Source organism: Chloroflexota bacterium (assembly GCA_023475225.1).
Classification (GTDB): domain Bacteria; phylum Chloroflexota; class UBA6077; order FW602-bin22; family JAMCVK01; genus JAMCVK01.
Window position 1 is genome coordinate 114050 of sequence record JAMCVK010000028.1, and the last position, 14842, is coordinate 128891.

Sequence of the window (14842 nt, forward strand, 5' to 3'; positions counted from 1 at the left end):
GATCAGCCCCCTTCGTAATAACGCACCCTGATCTTCTTATATTCCTTTGTGCTGAACAGGATGACATAGTCATTTAGCCCTATCCGTTCGGCGATGGACCGTGCCATATCCTGACACTTCTCCGCTGTGTGAGCATGGAGCATAGCTAGGAGATTGTAAGGCCAGTCAGGATAGGTTGGTCTTTCATAACAATGAGTAACCTCTGGGAAAGAGGCCATCATCCGACCGACCTCGTCTATCCTGCCAGCAGGCACGCACCAGCAGGTCATAGCGTTGCCGTGAAAGCCAGCCAGACGATGACGCAGCACCGCCCCATAGCGGCGCATAATTCCCCTTTGTTGCAAGTCCTGGGCTATTCGAATAACCTCTTCCTCACTTAACCCTACTCTGGCCGCCATCGCCGCAAAGGGGTGGGGAATAACCTCCAAGTCATTTTGCAACTCGCTAATCAGTCGCCGCTCCAGCTGCGAAAGCACTAGCTACCTCCCAGATCGAAATTAACACCGATCTTAAACGCCTTTGTGGCTGGAAGATACATCATCCGCTCGACACCCACCTGTTGGGCCAGCCCACTTGCCACCTGTTGAGGATTGCTCTCTGGCGGTACAGTAAGGGTGAACCAGAGATTGTAGGCATGCTCCCGGCGATAGTTGTGGCTCACACCTGGGTGTGCACTGATCAGAGCCGCAACCTCTGCTAAGCGCTCCTCTGGCACCTGCATCGCCACCAGAGCGCTCCGATAGCCTAGCTGTCGTGAGTCAAAGATAGCGCTGATCTGCCGGATTAGGCCACTCTCCTTTAAGCGGCGCACTCTTTCCAGCACCTCCGCTTCAGATAGATGGAGCCTCTCGGCGATCGCCTTAAAAGGACGCTCACATAGGGGAAATTCGGACTGTAACACATTGAGCAACCTTTTATCTGTAAGGTCAAGATCCCTTATCTTCGCCTCAACCACTGCGCTACCTCCAGGGCGTGATAACTGATAATCAGATTGGCTCCCGCTCGCTTGATACTGGTGAGAATCTCTAAGGTTACTTTCTGCTCATCGAGCCAACCGTTACGAGCGGCGGCCTTAACCATAGCGTACTCACCACTCACGTTGTAGGCCGCCAGCGGATAAGGGAAGGCCTGTTTAACTTTGGATATCACATCTAGATAAGCCAGGGCGGGCTTAACCATGACGATATCGGCCCCCTCTATGATGTCCAATTCAACCTCCCGTAGAGCCTCACGCACATTGGCTGGGTCCATCTGATAGCCACGCCGATCACCGAATTGAGGCGCTGATTCGGCTGCCTCACGGAAGGGCCCATAAAAAGAAGAGGCATATTTTGCTGCGTAGGCCATTATGGCTATATTCTTAAAACCGTTCTCATCTAAAGCTGCCCGAATAGCAGCTACACGACCATCCATCATGTCCGACGGCGCTACTATGTCTGTCCCCGCCTCAGCATGGCTAACAGCCGTCCTGGCCAAGACTTCTAAGGTCTCATCATTGTCCACCTGCCCATCAATGATTACTCCACAGTGGCCGTGGCTGGTATATTCACATAGACAAACATCAGTTATCACCATTAGCTCAGGTAGGTTGCGCTTCAGGGCGCGCACCGCCTCCTGGACTATACCGTGTGGATCATAGGCCTCTGAACCCAGCGGATCCTTGCTCGCCGGCAACCCAAAGAGAAGCACAGCAGGAATGTCCAAGGTGGCTACTTGTTCCGCCTCTCGGGACAGCTGGTCTACCGAGAGATGAAAGACGCCAGGCATCGAGGAGATCTCCTCCTTCACCCCCGTGCCATGGACAACAAAGAAGGGATAGATGAAATCATCCACGGAGAGCTCGGTCTCCCGGACCATGCGCCGCAGAGTCTCGCTGTGGCGCAGGCGCCGCAGGCGTTGAACAGGAAAACCAAATGCTTGTCTCTCTTTCAAAAGATTCTTTGAAATGATCATCAAACACCTCCCTCCTTGCTACGAAAAGGCACCCCAGGCCTTTGCTAAGGGTGCCTATCTTCCTTGAACCCTGTTCCTAAACGGTCTCTGTACTGCACTAAGGCTTTTACCAGGCCGGGGATGGTATGTTCCTCAGCCACTACGTCTACGCGAATACCCAGCTCAGTCGCCGTTTGAGCGGTAATCGGCCCAATACAGGCCACGGTTGTCGCTTCAAGGCGAGTGATATCTTCACCCAGCATCATCGCCAGGTGACGCACTGTGGATGAGCTGGTGAAGGTGACGATGTCTATCCCTCCCTCCCGAAACAACTTCCTCACGTAGGCCCTATCTGTTGCTGGTGGTACAGTGCGGTAGATGGTCACCTCATCCACCACGGCCCCCAGCCTGGTTAGCTCAGTCAGAAGAAGGTCACGGGCCCCCTCCGCGCGAGGCAGAAGAATCCGCTGACCGGAGATACCGCGCTCGGCCAGTCCAGCCACTACCCTTTCGGACACATACTCTGAGGGCATGTAGTCAGGGTACAGGCCATAACGTCCAAGGGCCTTGGCCGTTGCCGGCCCGATGGCACACAGTTTCACCCCCTTGAGCTCCCGACTATCCAGCCCTAGCGTTTGGAGGCGAGAGAAAAACAGATTGACACTATTCTGGCTGGTGAATACTAGCCAATCATAGTCCTCCAGATGAGTTATAGCCTTGTCTAGCACAGAATGATCTGATATGGGTTGAATCTCGATGGTAGGTGCTTCTATCACCTTGGCCCCTAGCTCACGTAGCATCTCTACTAGAGAGCTTGCCTGCTCACGAGAGCGGGTGACCAGCACGCGCTGACCAAATAGGGGCCGATTATCAAACCAGCGCAGCTTCTCCCGCAGGCGCACTACCTCCCCCACTACCATTACCACGGGTGGGCTGAACCCTCTTTCCTTTGCTTTGGCCACGATCTCGCCCAGGGTTCCCTCAAGAACCTCCTGTTCCGGACCACTGCCATGACGTATCAATGTGACTGGGGTCTGGGAGGTTCGCCCACATTCCAGCAGTCTGCCAACGATGAAGGACAAATTCCCCATGCCCATCAGCACGACTAAGGTATCAACGCCTGTGGCCAGCTTATCCCAGGCGAGGCATGAGGTCAGCTTACGAAGGTCTTCATGCCCAGTGATCACAGCGAAGGAGGAACTATATTCACGATGGGTAAGCGGGATACCAGCATAAGCCGGTACAGCCACAGCGGAAGTCACCCCCGGTACGACCTCGAAGGCTATCCCGGCCTCGGCCAGGACTTCAGCCTCCTCGCCACCACGCCCAAAGACGAATGGATCGCCGCCTTTCAGCCTGACGACCACTTTCCCCTCCCTGGCCTTCTGGATTAAAAGGGCATTGATCTCCTCTTGAGGCAGTGTATGCTTGCTGGCCGCTTTGCCCACGTAGATCAGTTCAGCCGTTGGCTTGGCCTCGGTGAGCAGCTGCCGATCAATGAGGTGATCATAGATCACGACATCCGCCTCCTGAAGGCAACAGATTCCTTTCACGGTGATTAAACCGGGATCACCTGGTCCACCACCAACCAGGTAGACCTTACCCATCTCATTCACCTTGGCCTCCCCGCAAAATCTCCGCCCCTCCAAGGGAGAGCAGCTGTTCCGCCAAAGCACTTCCAACCCGTTCGGGAGCGCTCGCCTCACCGATCTCCCTCGCCCGCAGCATCCTTCGTCCATCAAGGCTGGAAACCATACCCTCCAGCATCAGGCAGATACCTTCCACACGCCCATAAGCGGCAATAGGAACCTGGCAACCACCACCCATCGCCGCCAGGAAGGCTCGCTCGGCTGTTATGGCCGAGCGAGTGGGTTGATGATCAAGGGGGAAGAGCATCTCCTGTAATTCGGAATTCCCGGCTCGTATCTGAATGGCCAAAGCGCCCTGCCCCACAGATGGCAAACAGATATTCAGGGGAAGGTACTGGCTAATCTGATTTTGCAGATCCAGACGAATCATGCCCGCGGCAGCCACGACGATACCGTCGACTTCACCCGACAACGCCTTACGCAACCTGGTATCAAGATTGCCCCGCAAGTCTTGAATCTGGAAATCGCGGCGGAAGGCCAGCAGCTGAGCCTGCCGACGGGCGCTGCTGGTGCCCAGCCGAGCGCCTGAGGGTAGTTCGGCCAAGGAACATCGCCAACGGGTCACTAAGACGTCTCGGGGCTCTTCTCTTTCATCGAACGCTGCCAGAACAAGCTCAGGACTCATCTGGCCGGGCAAATCCTTGAGGCTATGCACAGCCAAATCTATCTCTCCCGCAAGAAGGGCCCTCTCGATTTCCTTAACGAAAACCCCCCGACCACCAATCGCTCGTAGTGGCACCCCTCGTTCCCGATCCCCTTGCGTTACAATCTGCTTTATAACTAGCTGTTGTCTCGGATACAATCGTTGTAGTTTAGCGGCGATATGACGTGCCTGCCATAGGGCCAAGGTACTGCCACGTGAACCAACAACAAGCGTCCTGATCTCTCTCCCTCAAACTAAAAGATGAATCCGTGCCTGCTTGCGGCCATCAAGTTGGGCCCCAAGTAGGAGACCAGAATACAGGCAAAGCCAATCATTATTAAATAGGCCGCTTTCTTCCCTCGCCAGCCGACGATATCGCGCATATAGAAATATCCCACATAGACCAGCAAGGCGACCAAGGTCGCTGTTTGCTTCGGTTCCCAGCTCCAGAAGGTCCCCCAGACGCGTTGTGCCCAGAAGGCTCCTGTAATAATAGCCAGAGCCATAAAGGGAAGACCCAGCCCAATAAAGCTGTGACCTAACCTCTCCATCATCTCCAGTGGCGGCAAGCGGTAGTACAGTAGCCGAGGTTTTTTACCCTTAAGCTGAGCCTGTTGTAATAAATAGACGATCGCGGTAATGAAGGCCAGGGTAAAAAGGGTGTAGGCTATATACGATAGGCTTACGTGGACGGCCAACCAGACGCTTTGGAACCCAGATAATGAAGCCACAGTGCCCTTAGGCAAGAAAGCCGCCATACTGATGATGAGAACGACGATGGGGGTGATGAAAGCACCCAGCACCTTCTGGGCATAAATACGTTCAACAATAAGATAGGCGAGGACTATCAGCCAGGTGTAAAAAGAAAGGGTTTCATAACGACTCGCGAGGGGTAGTTGTCCAGAAGCCAGGTAACGGCTGGCAATAGCAAGGCTATGAATTCCCCAAGCGATCAAGAGCAGGCGCGTAGCCCACTCTCCAATACGCCTACTCCTGAAACCCAGGAACCACTCATAAAAGAGCGTACTGAGTGAATAGGCCAGTACACCAGCCACAAACAGGATTAAGCTCAGTTGCTCCATTAGCGCTCCTCGTCCAGTCGGAAAAGATGCTGCACGGCCCGCACGTAGTTGCGTCCATTGCTGGCATCCTTCAGCGAGACGATCGGGTGATGCAATAGCTTATTGATGATGCCTACCGTCAGGGCATTGACGATCTCACGTTCTCTATCAGAGAGATTGCTCAGCTTACCCAGGGCCTTAGTCAGCTCCATCTGGCGAATGTTCTCGGCTTTATGGCGCAGGGCACTGATCGTGGGCACTACATCTAAACTAGCCCACCAAGCCATAAATTTCGCCACCTCTCCCTCTATGATCGCCTCTACCCGCTTAATCTCCTTCTCGCGCTCGCGCAAATTCGACTCACAGACTGCCTGTAAGTCATCAATGTTGAACAGATACACGTTTTCGAGATTTTCTACCTCCGGATCCACGTCGCGAGGTACAGCGATATCGATCAAAAAGATAGGCTGGTTGTGCCTGGCCTGGCAGGCCTGGTGCATCATCTCTGGTTCAATAATATAATTTGGCGCGCCAGTGGAGGTGAGGACAATGTCAGCAGCAGATAAAGCCTCCGGCAAGCGAGAAAACTCAACGGCGCTACCTCCAAAACGTCTGGCCATCTCCACAGCCCTCTCATAAGTACGATTGGCAACAATAACTTTGGCCACACCATTATCTATAAGCGTCTTGGCTGTGAGCTCCCCCATCTTCCCCGCCCCTACGATCAAGACAGTGCGCCGAGCCAAGTCACTGAAGATCTTCCTGGCCAGCTCGACTGCAGCATAGCTAACAGAGGCGGCGTTTTTACTGATGTCAGTCTCTGTACGAACCCTTTTACCCACGCTGATCGCCTGACGAAAGAGACTAGATAGCACTGCTCCCACACATCCCTGGGCTTGAGCCACCTCGAAGGCATCGCGCACCTGGCCCAGAACTTGCGGTTCGCCGACGATCATTGAATCGATGCCGGAGGCAACGCGAAAGAGGTGCCCTATCGCCTCCTCCTGACCGTAGAGATACAAGTAAGGCTCTATCTCGACAAGGGTCAGATGATAATAGTCGCAGAGGAAGCGTTGAATATTCTGTGCCCCAGAGCGACGGTGTCCAACAAGTCCATAGATCTCCGTGCGGTTACAGGTGGAGAGGATCATCCCTTCGGTCACATAGGAGCGCAAGAGAGATAACGCCTCAGCAAGATCATCGTGGCCGATGGCCAAGCGTTCGCGCATCTCGACCGGCGTTGTCTTATGATTCAATCCTAAGGCGAGGATGTACATCCTGTCGATTGATCCTTCCTGTTAGATCTAAGATTCCTCTGAAGTCCTGCCTTCCAGGGCAACAATAAGATTTCTTTCCGCTTCCTCGGTCTTTCCTTCCTTTAGTAGGGAAAGCACTCCGGGTGTGACTGCTTTCTGCCAGACACTATAGGACACTTTTTGTCCACGTGCCTTCAGCTCCTGGCGTACCTTCGCTAAAAGGGTTAGCAAATGGCCATATTCAGGCCCGATTGACTGTTCCAACCCTTCGCGAGCCATCCTGGCCAAGGCCGGGCTGCGCCCACCAGTGGAAATACAAATGGTAAGATCACCACGATGGATTACTGCAGGGACGATGAAGTCACAAAGAGAGGGATCATCCACAACGTTAACCAGGACACCGAAGCTACGTGCATCCTGTCTTATCGCCGCATTGATCCCCGCTCGGTTGGTAGCGGCGATCGCCAGGACAGCTCCCTCCAAATCTTCGCGTTGATAGCTGCGAGTTATGGCCCTGATTTGTCCCTTCGCAGCTAACTCCTGCAAGCCAGGACTGAGAGTGGGGCTGATGACCGTCACCTCAGCGCCACAGGACAATAAAGCGTTCACCTTGCGCTCGGCCACGCCTCCACCACCAACGACAACGCATCTCTTCTGTTTCAGGTTCAAATAGATTGGGTACCAATCTGGCATCTTACTATGTACTGTATCAGGATAAATCTATTGTTGTCCTATAGACGCATCAGGCTCAGCATCAGCCCGGCCAGCACCTTCTGGCCTTGGCTGGTCCTCTTTGTTCCGCTGATACGACTCAGCTGTGGCCAGGAGGAGCTCATCGATGAAACGGTTAGTCTGTTCCAGGATTGCGGCCATCTGCTCCTGGTTCAAGATATCATTTTGACGGATCGACTGGACTACAGCGTTCAACACCGGACTACGAAAGAAGAGGAAGGACTCTATCGCTTCCGAGGCCGATAGGCCAAGCTGAGCCAGCGCGGTCCCATATTCCTCCCCTAAACGATGGCCTTCTCTAAGGCTATGCTCCCTGGACCGCTTATGACTTAGATACTCACTGAGCAGCTCGATATAGCGACGCCCATGTTTCCGAAACCTGACCTTATGCTGCTCATCAAGGTTACGATACCAAGCCCGTGAACACAACCAATCCTTCTGTGCCGCTAAATAGCGCTGGTATCCGGCCTGAATGAGTTCGATCAGATTGGAAGGGCGAAGCATTTGCCCTGTTCCTTGCAGCATGCGACGCAGATCTTCCTCAGCGAAGCGCCGATGGCCACCGGGGGTTAAGAAAACTTTGACCTTGCCCTCATCCGTCCAGCGGCGCAGGGTAGTCTGGTTCACCCCAAGCAGTTGAGAGGCGCGCCCTAGCCTTAACCAGGTCGTTGAGGCCACATTTTCGGCAGTCCCTGATCGCTTCCGCTGTGCCCTATCACCCATACGCTAAAAAATCTACCTAATTCTAGCTAAAAATGCCTAATGCCTGATGCGTTGCCTATACTATATGTCTTCACCGGCGTTGTCAAGGCGAGCGCGGTTTATTTGACAAATTCTGTAGTCTGTGCTAGCTTACGGTCAACCCTGGAAAAAATAGCCGCGAGGATGATCAGGCTTGAAGTCAAGACTCCACCAATCGAGCCTTTTCCCGTTCACAACACGGGCCATCCACTGTCCCAATCCTGACGAGGATTTTCCTTGCTTAGAACGGTCCAGGATGCTGATTACTTATAAGAGGTGATCGCTTTGACGGCAATATTACGCATGGAAAACATCACCAAGATCTTCCCCGGGGTCGTAGCCAATGACGGTGTTACCTTGGAGATCGAGCAGGGGGAAATTCATGCCCTTCTCGGTGAGAACGGCGCGGGCAAAACTACCTGCATGAATATCCTCTATGGGCTCTATCGTCCCAACTCCGGGCGCATCACCTTTCGCGGCGAGGAGATACACATTCACTCAAGTAAAGATGCTATCAATCTCGGCATTGGGATGGTTCACCAGCACTTTATGCTTGTCCCGACACTCACCGTGGTGGAGAATATCGTCCTCGGTCTGCCCTCAAGACGTGAACCACTACTGGATTTAGAGAAAGCTAAGGCTGAGATCGCTCGTCTCTCCAAGAGTTATGGGCTTGAGGTAGATCCAATAGCCTTAGTTTGGGATCTCTCTGTAGGAATGCAACAACGCGTCGAGATTATCAAGGCCCTCTACCGTGGGGCTGATCTGCTCATTCTTGATGAGCCGACATCCGTTCTCACCCCAGCAGAGGTACGCGATCTCTTTCTGATCCTGCAACGCCTGGCTCACGACGGACATTCGATCATTTTCATCACCCATAAACTTGATGAGGTTATGGAGATCAGCGACCGGGTGACCGTCCTACGTGATGGACGAGTCGTCGCCACCGTGCACACGGCGGAGACGAGCAAAGCCGCCCTGGCCCGCATGATGGTTGGGCGCGAAGTGCTATTCCGCCTGGATAAGCCCCCTGTAGAGCCAGGGAAGACGGTCTTAGAGGTACGCAATTTGAACGTGCCGAGCAGTCGTTACCTCAGCGCCCTGAAGAACGTCTCCTTGGGTATCAGAAGGGGGGAAATACTGGGTATCGCTGGTGTAGATGGTAACGGCCAAAGCGAATTGGCCGAGTCTATTTGCGGCTTGCGCCGCCCAACCTCCGGTCATATCTTTATCCTGGGCCAAGAGGTTACCAACCATTCACCGCGAGAATTGTTTGAGCTTAACCTCGCCCATATCCCTGAGGATCGCCAAAAAGTCGGGTTAGTGATGGATTTCACCATCACAGAAAATATCATCATCAAGAACTTCTACCGTCAACCGTTCTCCGAGCGGGGCTTCCTGCACGTACCGACCATCCTCCAACAGGCCGAACGCCTCGTCAAAGAGTACGACATACGCGCCCCGAATACCGGGGTAAAGGTACGTGCCCTCTCCGGTGGAAATCAACAGAAGGTAGTTTTGGCCAGGGAGCTGTGCACGGATCCAGACCTGCTCGTCGCTGTCCAGCCTACGCGTGGTTTGGATGTAGGAGCGACAGAGTACGTTGAACGTCGTCTACTTGAGCAACGGTCTAGGGGAGCCGCTATTCTATATATCTCTACAGAGCTAGAAGAGATCCTCTCCTTGAGCGACCGTATAGCGGTGCTCTACGGAGGTGAAATCATGGGTATTGTACCAGCTGCCGCGGCCAACATCGAGGATATCGGATTGATGATGGCCGGTTCTAAGAAAGTGGCTTAAGAAGGACAAAAGGTGCTCTTACAGGGCACCACGCCTGTGAGGAGGAACAGCTATGATTCCCACGGGAATTTGGCTCTTTCCGGACAAGCCCGTAGCCGAAATCGTTCATATCGCTCGCATGGCTGAAGAACACGGTTTCTCCTATTGTTGGCTCGGGGATGAGGGCTTTGCCAGGGATGTTTATATTTCTATGGCGGCCATCGCCCAGGCGACTAAAACGCTGAAGATAGGGGTGGGCATAACAAACCCTTATACCAGGCACCCAGCCATAACAGCTGTAGCCATCGCCACGCTAGACGAACTCTCCGGAGGACGCGCTTTCCTTGGACTTGGCGCCGGTGGCTCATTGACCCTGAATCCCCTGAACCTGCACGCTGAACGGCCCGTCTCCACCTGCATAGAGGCCATCACCATCGCCAGAAGGCTCTTCCGAAAGGAGAAGGTCGATTTCTCTGGCAAGAGATATCAGCTGAAAGGGGCCAGTCTCGCCTTTGGTCGGCCAAACATCGAAATCTATGTCGCTGGGCGCGGCTCTCGGATGCTCGAGATGGGTGGTCAATACGCTGATGGCGTCCTCCTCTCAGGCAAGGCCAAGTTTGACCTTGAAAATACGATCAGCGATATCAAAAGAGGGGCAGCCGAATCACAAAACGATCCGAAGATAATCTACGCCACCAACGTGGCCTACGACGAAGACTTGCCGAGAGATATAAGACCACACTATACCTATATGATCGCCGACTCCCCATCTCACGTGAAGGAGAGACTAGGTGTTTCTCCTGCTTTGGAACAGGATATCCGAGCTGAGATGGCCAAAAATGGTATAGAGAGCGCGGCACGCTTTGTGACGGACGAGATGCTAAAACAATTTATCATAATGGGCGATAGGACTGAATGCGCCTCAGAGATACGTGCCCTCGTTCAGACCTATGGCTTTGCCCAATTCGTCGTGCCATTGACTATAGCCTCATTTGATAAGGCGGCGGACATCCTCTCCAATGTGGCCGCTATCCTCCAAAAGGCTCTTCACTCGCCTTAAGGCCCCAACAGTGACCGTCGTAGTACAGCATAGTCCACCTCCCCCGCAGTGAAGGTATGTCCACTAGAAAGGTTATTGATGTTGATCACGGCCGGCGAATGCAGCGCTGGATCGATTTGATAGAAATCTCTATTATGCCTTTCGAAAATATCCACAAAGGGTATACCATACTCTCTTGAATAGGAGGATGGTATCTTTCCAATCACTTCCCTTATGAGTTGGTCCTCGGAGTGAACATAGTACGTAGCTGTACCTCCGTAGAGGAGGCAATCATTTATACGACCCATCGCCTGCAATTCATCTTTTATTAATGTGGCTATGGGGGCATAGCCGTAGGCGAAGGCGATGGACTTGAGATCGAACCCTTCCTCAGCCAGCTTATGCAGGCCCTGCTCCACTGTCCGGGCCGATACCTGAATGGCGCAGACCAGGCTGGAATTCGGAGCTACTAGAATATAGAGATGCTCGGGCTGAAGGCGGCAGGCCTTGGCGACAGATTCGGCTATCTCCACGGTAATCTCCCTGTCGGTCTGAATACAGATCACCCCCTCAGCACTGTCATCTCGGTAATCGATCCAGCGGAAGTAGCGATCCGGATTGGTAGCTAAGGCTCTGGCCGGCCCGGAGAGGATAGGGACAAAATCACCTCCTTGCAGTCTCCAACCGGCTATTTGAGAGGCCACACAGGCGAGAAGAGGCTGATCAATAGCGACGTGCACCGCTGGCAGTTCGGTTTCATTAAGTCTAAAGCGGCCAAAGGTGACCTCCCCTATACCACCCATAGTAACCAGGGCATAGTATTTACCCGCCAACCAGCCACCCTCTACCTTCTGCCCCATATCTATGACTGTCGTCCCATTCGAAAGTTTATTGATGGCGATATTCAGCTTTTCGGCCTCTCCCAGAATCACTCTCACGAGCTTCATAGCCTCTTTGTTTACGCTTATCACTAATAACCTCCCCAAGATATTTGTAAGCTTATTCCCTTTCGTCCTGACGGTCAGAGAGAGGATAGCTGCCATCCACCAGGTCTTTGTATACCCTCACCAGGTTCTGTCTGTGAACCATATTGGCCGCATTCTCAGGCATCCTTGAAGGATACACCAGGGGAAGGGTTAGGACCTCTTCTAAGCTCCTCTTTCGATGAACCATTTCGCTCACCTGACGGTGCAAATAGCGAAAATAGGCAGCTTCCTTATCCACGATGGACAGGTCACAGATGTACCCATGTCCAGGTACAACGGTATGTACAACCATCCCCCGCAAACGCTCCAGGGAGGCGAAGAAATCTTTCAGTCGGCCATCACGGATAACGTTGATATGCCCTTCCATCACTGCGTCTCCGGCAAAGATAAGACCCATCCGAGAATGTCGGACGGCTATAGAGTCCGGCGTGTGGCCTGGCAGCCAGATGAGCTCAAGATATTCATCGCCGAGTTGGAGTTCATAAGACTCGTTAACCACTATGGTAGGGGAAATAATCTCAGCGTCCCACAGGTCCTTATATGTCTTCTTCATCGTTCTGGCATAAGGTATCATATGTGAAACGGCCATCCGGCGCCACGCCTTATGGGCGATGACCGGCACATCTCGAAAGAACCAATCACCAAGGGCATGATCCCAATGATAGTGGGTATTGATAAGATAGGTTAATGAGGCTTGCCGTTTGGCTAACAGATCGCTGATCTGCTGACAGGATTCACGCGTGAGTGGAGCATCAATGAGGCAGGCTTGCTTCCTGGCGAAGATGACCCCACAATTTCTTTCAAAGAAGTCCCCAGAGAAAACATAAACGTCATCGCTCAGTTGATGGGTGATCATCGCCACAACTTGATCACCTATGAAATCCTTGGTACGGCCTCACGGGCGCTAAGGGCTCCATCCACTGGTATTACAGCCCCAACCATGTAGTTGGATTCGTCAGAAGCCAGAAAGACAGCTACCTGCGCTATCTCCTCCGCAGTTCCTAGCCTCTGCCAAGGTACGTATCGCTCGAAGTCAGCCCTCATGCCAATCTCGGCCAGCCAATCATTCATCTCATTGGTCGCGACTAAGCCTGGGGCGATGGCATTTACCCTGATACCGAATGGCGCCATTTCCAGGGCCAAGGCTCTGGTGAAAGCGTTCAGCGCTCCCTTGGAAGCACAATAAGCTGTACGCCTATCGACAGCCACTGTGGCCAGGATAGAGCTCACATTAATGATGGCCCCTTTTCTGCGCTCGATCATCTTCCTGGCCACAGCGCGGCTCATCAGGAACGGGCCTCTCACGTTCACTGCAAATAGCCTGTCCCAGTCCTTCTCGTCTGTCTCCAGCAACGTCGTCCGCAGAAAGGTAGCCGCATTGTTCACCAGTACGGTAATCGGGCCCAGTTCCTTTTCAGTCCTCCCGACCAGCTCCTCTACCTCTGACGCTTGAGATACATCAGCCTGGATAGCCAGGGCTTGGCCACCATCTCGCCTGATACTCTCCACCGTCTCCTCAGCACCGGCCTTGTCCTTCTGGTAGTTTACCGCGACCCTGGCACCCTCGCGGGCAAAGGCGATGGCGATAGCCCGCCCAATGCCACGAGAGGCACCCGTGACGATGACCGCTTCACCGCCAAAGCGCATGGCGTTCCTCCTTTACTCGCTCTCTAAGCGCCTCAGTTCAAAGATCACCTGATAGTAGGGATCGGGGCAGGCCACCCGCGTAACGTGCGGCTCCTCTTCCCAAGGAAACGCGCCACCAAATTGGAGGGTCACAACCCTCGGATAGCAATTCCGCAACACCTCAACACACATATGGCCGTGCACCGTGTCTTTGTCGAACACTATCTCGTCACCGACCCTATGACCGGCCGTACAATCCGACCCCATAGCAATGACTTTGGCTAACACCTTATAGCTCATTTCCCCCTCCTACGCTGCCCCGCGGGCCTCAGAGCAGCAAAAATCATTTAATCTCCTCGATGGCGAACGCCACAGTGTTATCCGGACTGGGACAACCGCTGAAGGTAACACCTTCACGGTTCTGAAAGGGATAAGAGGCACCGCGCTGCTTACCATACACCATAGGATAGATAGCACATAGCGCCTCCACACACTTTGGCGCAGTGCTCAGGCTCATCCCATCGAAAACCAATTCTTCCCCTACCTTAAAGCCGGCGACGCAGTTGCCGCGCACCTCTATTACCCTCGCCTTAACCTTCTTAAGTGGCATCCCTTTACCTAAACATACAGACATCGCTTACCCCCTTACCGAACGGTCTCGAAATTCGCAGAGGCCGACAGTCCACGCTGGACGATCGTTGCAACCTCGGCCACCTTACGCCCAAACAGTCGGGCGTATTCCGGGGCTGAGGCCTGTCTGAAGCCCCAATCCAACCATGTATCCCTTTCCACCTTCCTCCTCTGCTCGGCTAGAAAAGCCAAGCCGTATGGTGCTTCTCGCTCAGCGAAGCCCACAGGTATCATCTGCATCGACATATAGAAATGGACGATCTGCCTGAGTGTTTCCTCCTGTCCACCATGCCTTGCCCCACCGATAGCTATCGCTCCACCTACCTTGTACCTGAACCAGGAGAAGGACTCCTCCCCCTGGAAATAATTAACGCTGTTGCAGCGATCGATCAATGATTTCAACTGGGCCGGTATCTGTCCGAAGAAGACTGGGCTGGCGATGATGATGGCATCAGCCTGAGCTATCGCCTCGATGATGGACGGCGCATCATCTTTGTGGACACACTGGAACCATCCCCTGCGTTCACCTCGGCCACAGAGATAGTCCTCAACGGGTGGGTGACACCTCCTATGGCAGACACCCAAACACGGATCGACCCTTTTGTGAGCGATGGTTAGGAACGTAGTGCTGACACCTTTACTCTCCGCCGCTCCCTCTAAGGCCTCCTTGATTATAAGCTCGCAATTGCCGTGGCGAGGACTAGCTGCCAGCCCCAACAACTTGATTCCCAACGCTCCGCCTGGAGACCAATCTTCCGCCATTATCGA

At 53.5% G+C, this 14842-nt stretch carries 17 protein-coding genes; 2 read left to right on the plus strand and 15 right to left on the minus strand.

Annotation, left to right across the window (positions count from 1 at the left end):
* Nucleotides 1-2 precede the first annotated feature (2 nt).
* The 9 genes from M1136_06910 to M1136_06950 are packed head-to-tail and all read right to left on the minus strand — an operon-like array spanning nt 3 to nt 7996.
* Nucleotides 3-476, minus strand: coding sequence for an Lrp/AsnC family transcriptional regulator (locus M1136_06910; GenBank protein MCL5075363.1), 474 nt, complete (start codon nt 474-476; stop codon nt 3-5).
* The gene (locus M1136_06915) at nt 476-955 is read right to left on the minus strand and encodes an AsnC family transcriptional regulator (GenBank protein ID MCL5075364.1); all 480 of its coding nucleotides are present in this window, start codon (nt 953-955) and stop codon (nt 476-478) included. The genes M1136_06910 and M1136_06915 overlap by 1 nt, the downstream gene beginning before the upstream one ends.
* On the minus strand, nt 937-1953 hold the full coding sequence (gene hemB, locus M1136_06920; protein ID MCL5075365.1) for a porphobilinogen synthase: 1017 nt from the start codon (nt 1951-1953) through the stop codon (nt 937-939). The genes M1136_06915 and hemB overlap by 19 nt, the downstream gene beginning before the upstream one ends.
* Before the next feature lie 44 nt (nt 1954-1997).
* Nucleotides 1998-3539 carry a uroporphyrinogen-III C-methyltransferase gene (gene cobA / locus M1136_06925; GenBank protein MCL5075366.1) on the minus strand — a complete coding sequence of 514 codons (1542 nt, stop codon included), beginning with the start codon at nt 3537-3539 and terminating at the stop codon, nt 1998-2000.
* Between the two features lies 1 nt (nt 3540).
* Entirely contained in the window at nt 3541-4428 is an 888-nt protein-coding gene (gene hemC / locus M1136_06930) for a hydroxymethylbilane synthase (protein ID MCL5075367.1), read from the minus strand.
* A 50-nt stretch (nt 4429-4478) separates the two neighbouring features.
* Nucleotides 4479-5306 carry a cytochrome c biogenesis protein gene (locus M1136_06935; protein MCL5075368.1) on the minus strand — a complete coding sequence of 276 codons (828 nt, stop codon included), beginning with the start codon at nt 5304-5306 and terminating at the stop codon, nt 4479-4481.
* Nucleotides 5306-6562, minus strand: a complete 1257-nt coding sequence (gene hemA / locus M1136_06940) for a glutamyl-tRNA reductase (protein MCL5075369.1) — start codon at nt 6560-6562, stop codon at nt 5306-5308. Before hemA ends, M1136_06935 begins: the two co-directional genes overlap by 1 nt.
* 27 nt (nt 6563-6589) lie before the next feature.
* A complete protein-coding gene (locus tag M1136_06945) occupies nt 6590-7234 on the minus strand; it encodes a bifunctional precorrin-2 dehydrogenase/sirohydrochlorin ferrochelatase (GenBank protein MCL5075370.1) in 645 nt (214 codons plus the stop codon).
* 27 nt (nt 7235-7261) lie between these two features.
* A complete protein-coding gene (locus M1136_06950; protein MCL5075371.1) occupies nt 7262-7996 on the minus strand; it encodes a helix-turn-helix domain-containing protein in 735 nt (244 codons plus the stop codon).
* A 303-nt stretch (nt 7997-8299) separates the two neighbouring features.
* Here M1136_06950 and M1136_06955 point away from each other — a divergent pair, with 303 nt between their 5' ends.
* Nucleotides 8300-9814, plus strand: coding sequence for an ABC transporter ATP-binding protein (locus M1136_06955; GenBank protein ID MCL5075372.1), 1515 nt, complete (start codon nt 8300-8302; stop codon nt 9812-9814).
* A 52-nt stretch (nt 9815-9866) separates the two neighbouring features.
* Nucleotides 9867-10853, plus strand: a complete 987-nt coding sequence (locus M1136_06960) for an LLM class flavin-dependent oxidoreductase (GenBank protein ID MCL5075373.1) — start codon at nt 9867-9869, stop codon at nt 10851-10853.
* Here the strand turns inward: M1136_06960 and mch are convergent.
* From mch to M1136_06990, 6 genes are read right to left on the minus strand one after another with little or no spacing between them, the layout of a single operon-like run.
* Complete coding sequence (mch, locus tag M1136_06965) at nt 10850-11803, minus strand: methenyltetrahydromethanopterin cyclohydrolase (GenBank protein ID MCL5075374.1); 954 nt, start codon at nt 11801-11803, stop codon at nt 10850-10852. The genes M1136_06960 and mch overlap by 4 nt on opposite strands.
* A 28-nt stretch (nt 11804-11831) precedes the next feature.
* Nucleotides 11832-12674 (minus strand): MBL fold metallo-hydrolase, encoded by an 843-nt coding sequence (locus tag M1136_06970; GenBank protein ID MCL5075375.1) that lies wholly within the window; start codon nt 12672-12674, stop codon nt 11832-11834.
* A 17-nt stretch (nt 12675-12691) separates the two neighbouring features.
* Nucleotides 12692-13465, minus strand: a complete 774-nt coding sequence (locus tag M1136_06975; protein ID MCL5075376.1) for a 3-oxoacyl-ACP reductase FabG — start codon at nt 13463-13465, stop codon at nt 12692-12694.
* Nucleotides 13466-13477: 12 nt separating this feature from the next.
* On the minus strand, nt 13478-13744 hold the full coding sequence (locus M1136_06980) for a TIGR04076 family protein (GenBank protein ID MCL5075377.1): 267 nt from the start codon (nt 13742-13744) through the stop codon (nt 13478-13480).
* 43 nt (nt 13745-13787) lie between these two features.
* Nucleotides 13788-14078: a TIGR04076 family protein gene (locus tag M1136_06985; GenBank protein ID MCL5075378.1), complete on the minus strand. Its 291-nt coding sequence runs from the start codon at nt 14076-14078 to the stop codon at nt 13788-13790.
* A gap of 11 nt (nt 14079-14089) precedes the next feature.
* On the minus strand, nt 14090-14836 hold the full coding sequence (locus M1136_06990) for a flavodoxin family protein (GenBank protein ID MCL5075379.1): 747 nt from the start codon (nt 14834-14836) through the stop codon (nt 14090-14092).
* Nucleotides 14837-14842 lie beyond the last annotated feature (6 nt).

What these genes read in the sequence shown, in the direction of transcription:
- hemB (MCL5075365.1), bottom strand. Translation starts at nt 1,953, where the DNA reads ATGATCATTTCAAAGAATCTTTTGAAAGAGAGACAAGCATTTGGTTTT.
- cobA (MCL5075366.1), bottom strand. Translation starts at nt 3,539, where the DNA reads ATGGGTAAGGTCTACCTGGTTGGTGGTGGACCAGGTGATCCCGGTTTA.
- M1136_06935 (MCL5075368.1), bottom strand. Translation starts at nt 5,306, where the DNA reads ATGGAGCAACTGAGCTTAATCCTGTTTGTGGCTGGTGTACTGGCCTAT.
- hemA (MCL5075369.1), bottom strand. Translation starts at nt 6,562, where the DNA reads ATGTACATCCTCGCCTTAGGATTGAATCATAAGACAACGCCGGTCGAG.
- M1136_06945 (MCL5075370.1), bottom strand. Translation starts at nt 7,234, where the DNA reads ATGCCAGATTGGTACCCAATCTATTTGAACCTGAAACAGAAGAGATGC.
- M1136_06950 (MCL5075371.1), bottom strand. Translation starts at nt 7,996, where the DNA reads ATGGGTGATAGGGCACAGCGGAAGCGATCAGGGACTGCCGAAAATGTG.
- M1136_06960 (MCL5075373.1), top strand. Translation starts at nt 9,867, where the DNA reads ATGATTCCCACGGGAATTTGGCTCTTTCCGGACAAGCCCGTAGCCGAA.
- M1136_06970 (MCL5075375.1), bottom strand. Translation starts at nt 12,674, where the DNA reads ATGATCACCCATCAACTGAGCGATGACGTTTATGTTTTCTCTGGGGAC.
- M1136_06975 (MCL5075376.1), bottom strand. Translation starts at nt 13,465, where the DNA reads ATGCGCTTTGGCGGTGAAGCGGTCATCGTCACGGGTGCCTCTCGTGGC.
- M1136_06980 (MCL5075377.1), bottom strand. Translation starts at nt 13,744, where the DNA reads ATGAGCTATAAGGTGTTAGCCAAAGTCATTGCTATGGGGTCGGATTGT.
- M1136_06985 (MCL5075378.1), bottom strand. Translation starts at nt 14,078, where the DNA reads ATGTCTGTATGTTTAGGTAAAGGGATGCCACTTAAGAAGGTTAAGGCG.
- M1136_06990 (MCL5075379.1), bottom strand. Translation starts at nt 14,836, where the DNA reads ATGGCGGAAGATTGGTCTCCAGGCGGAGCGTTGGGAATCAAGTTGTTG.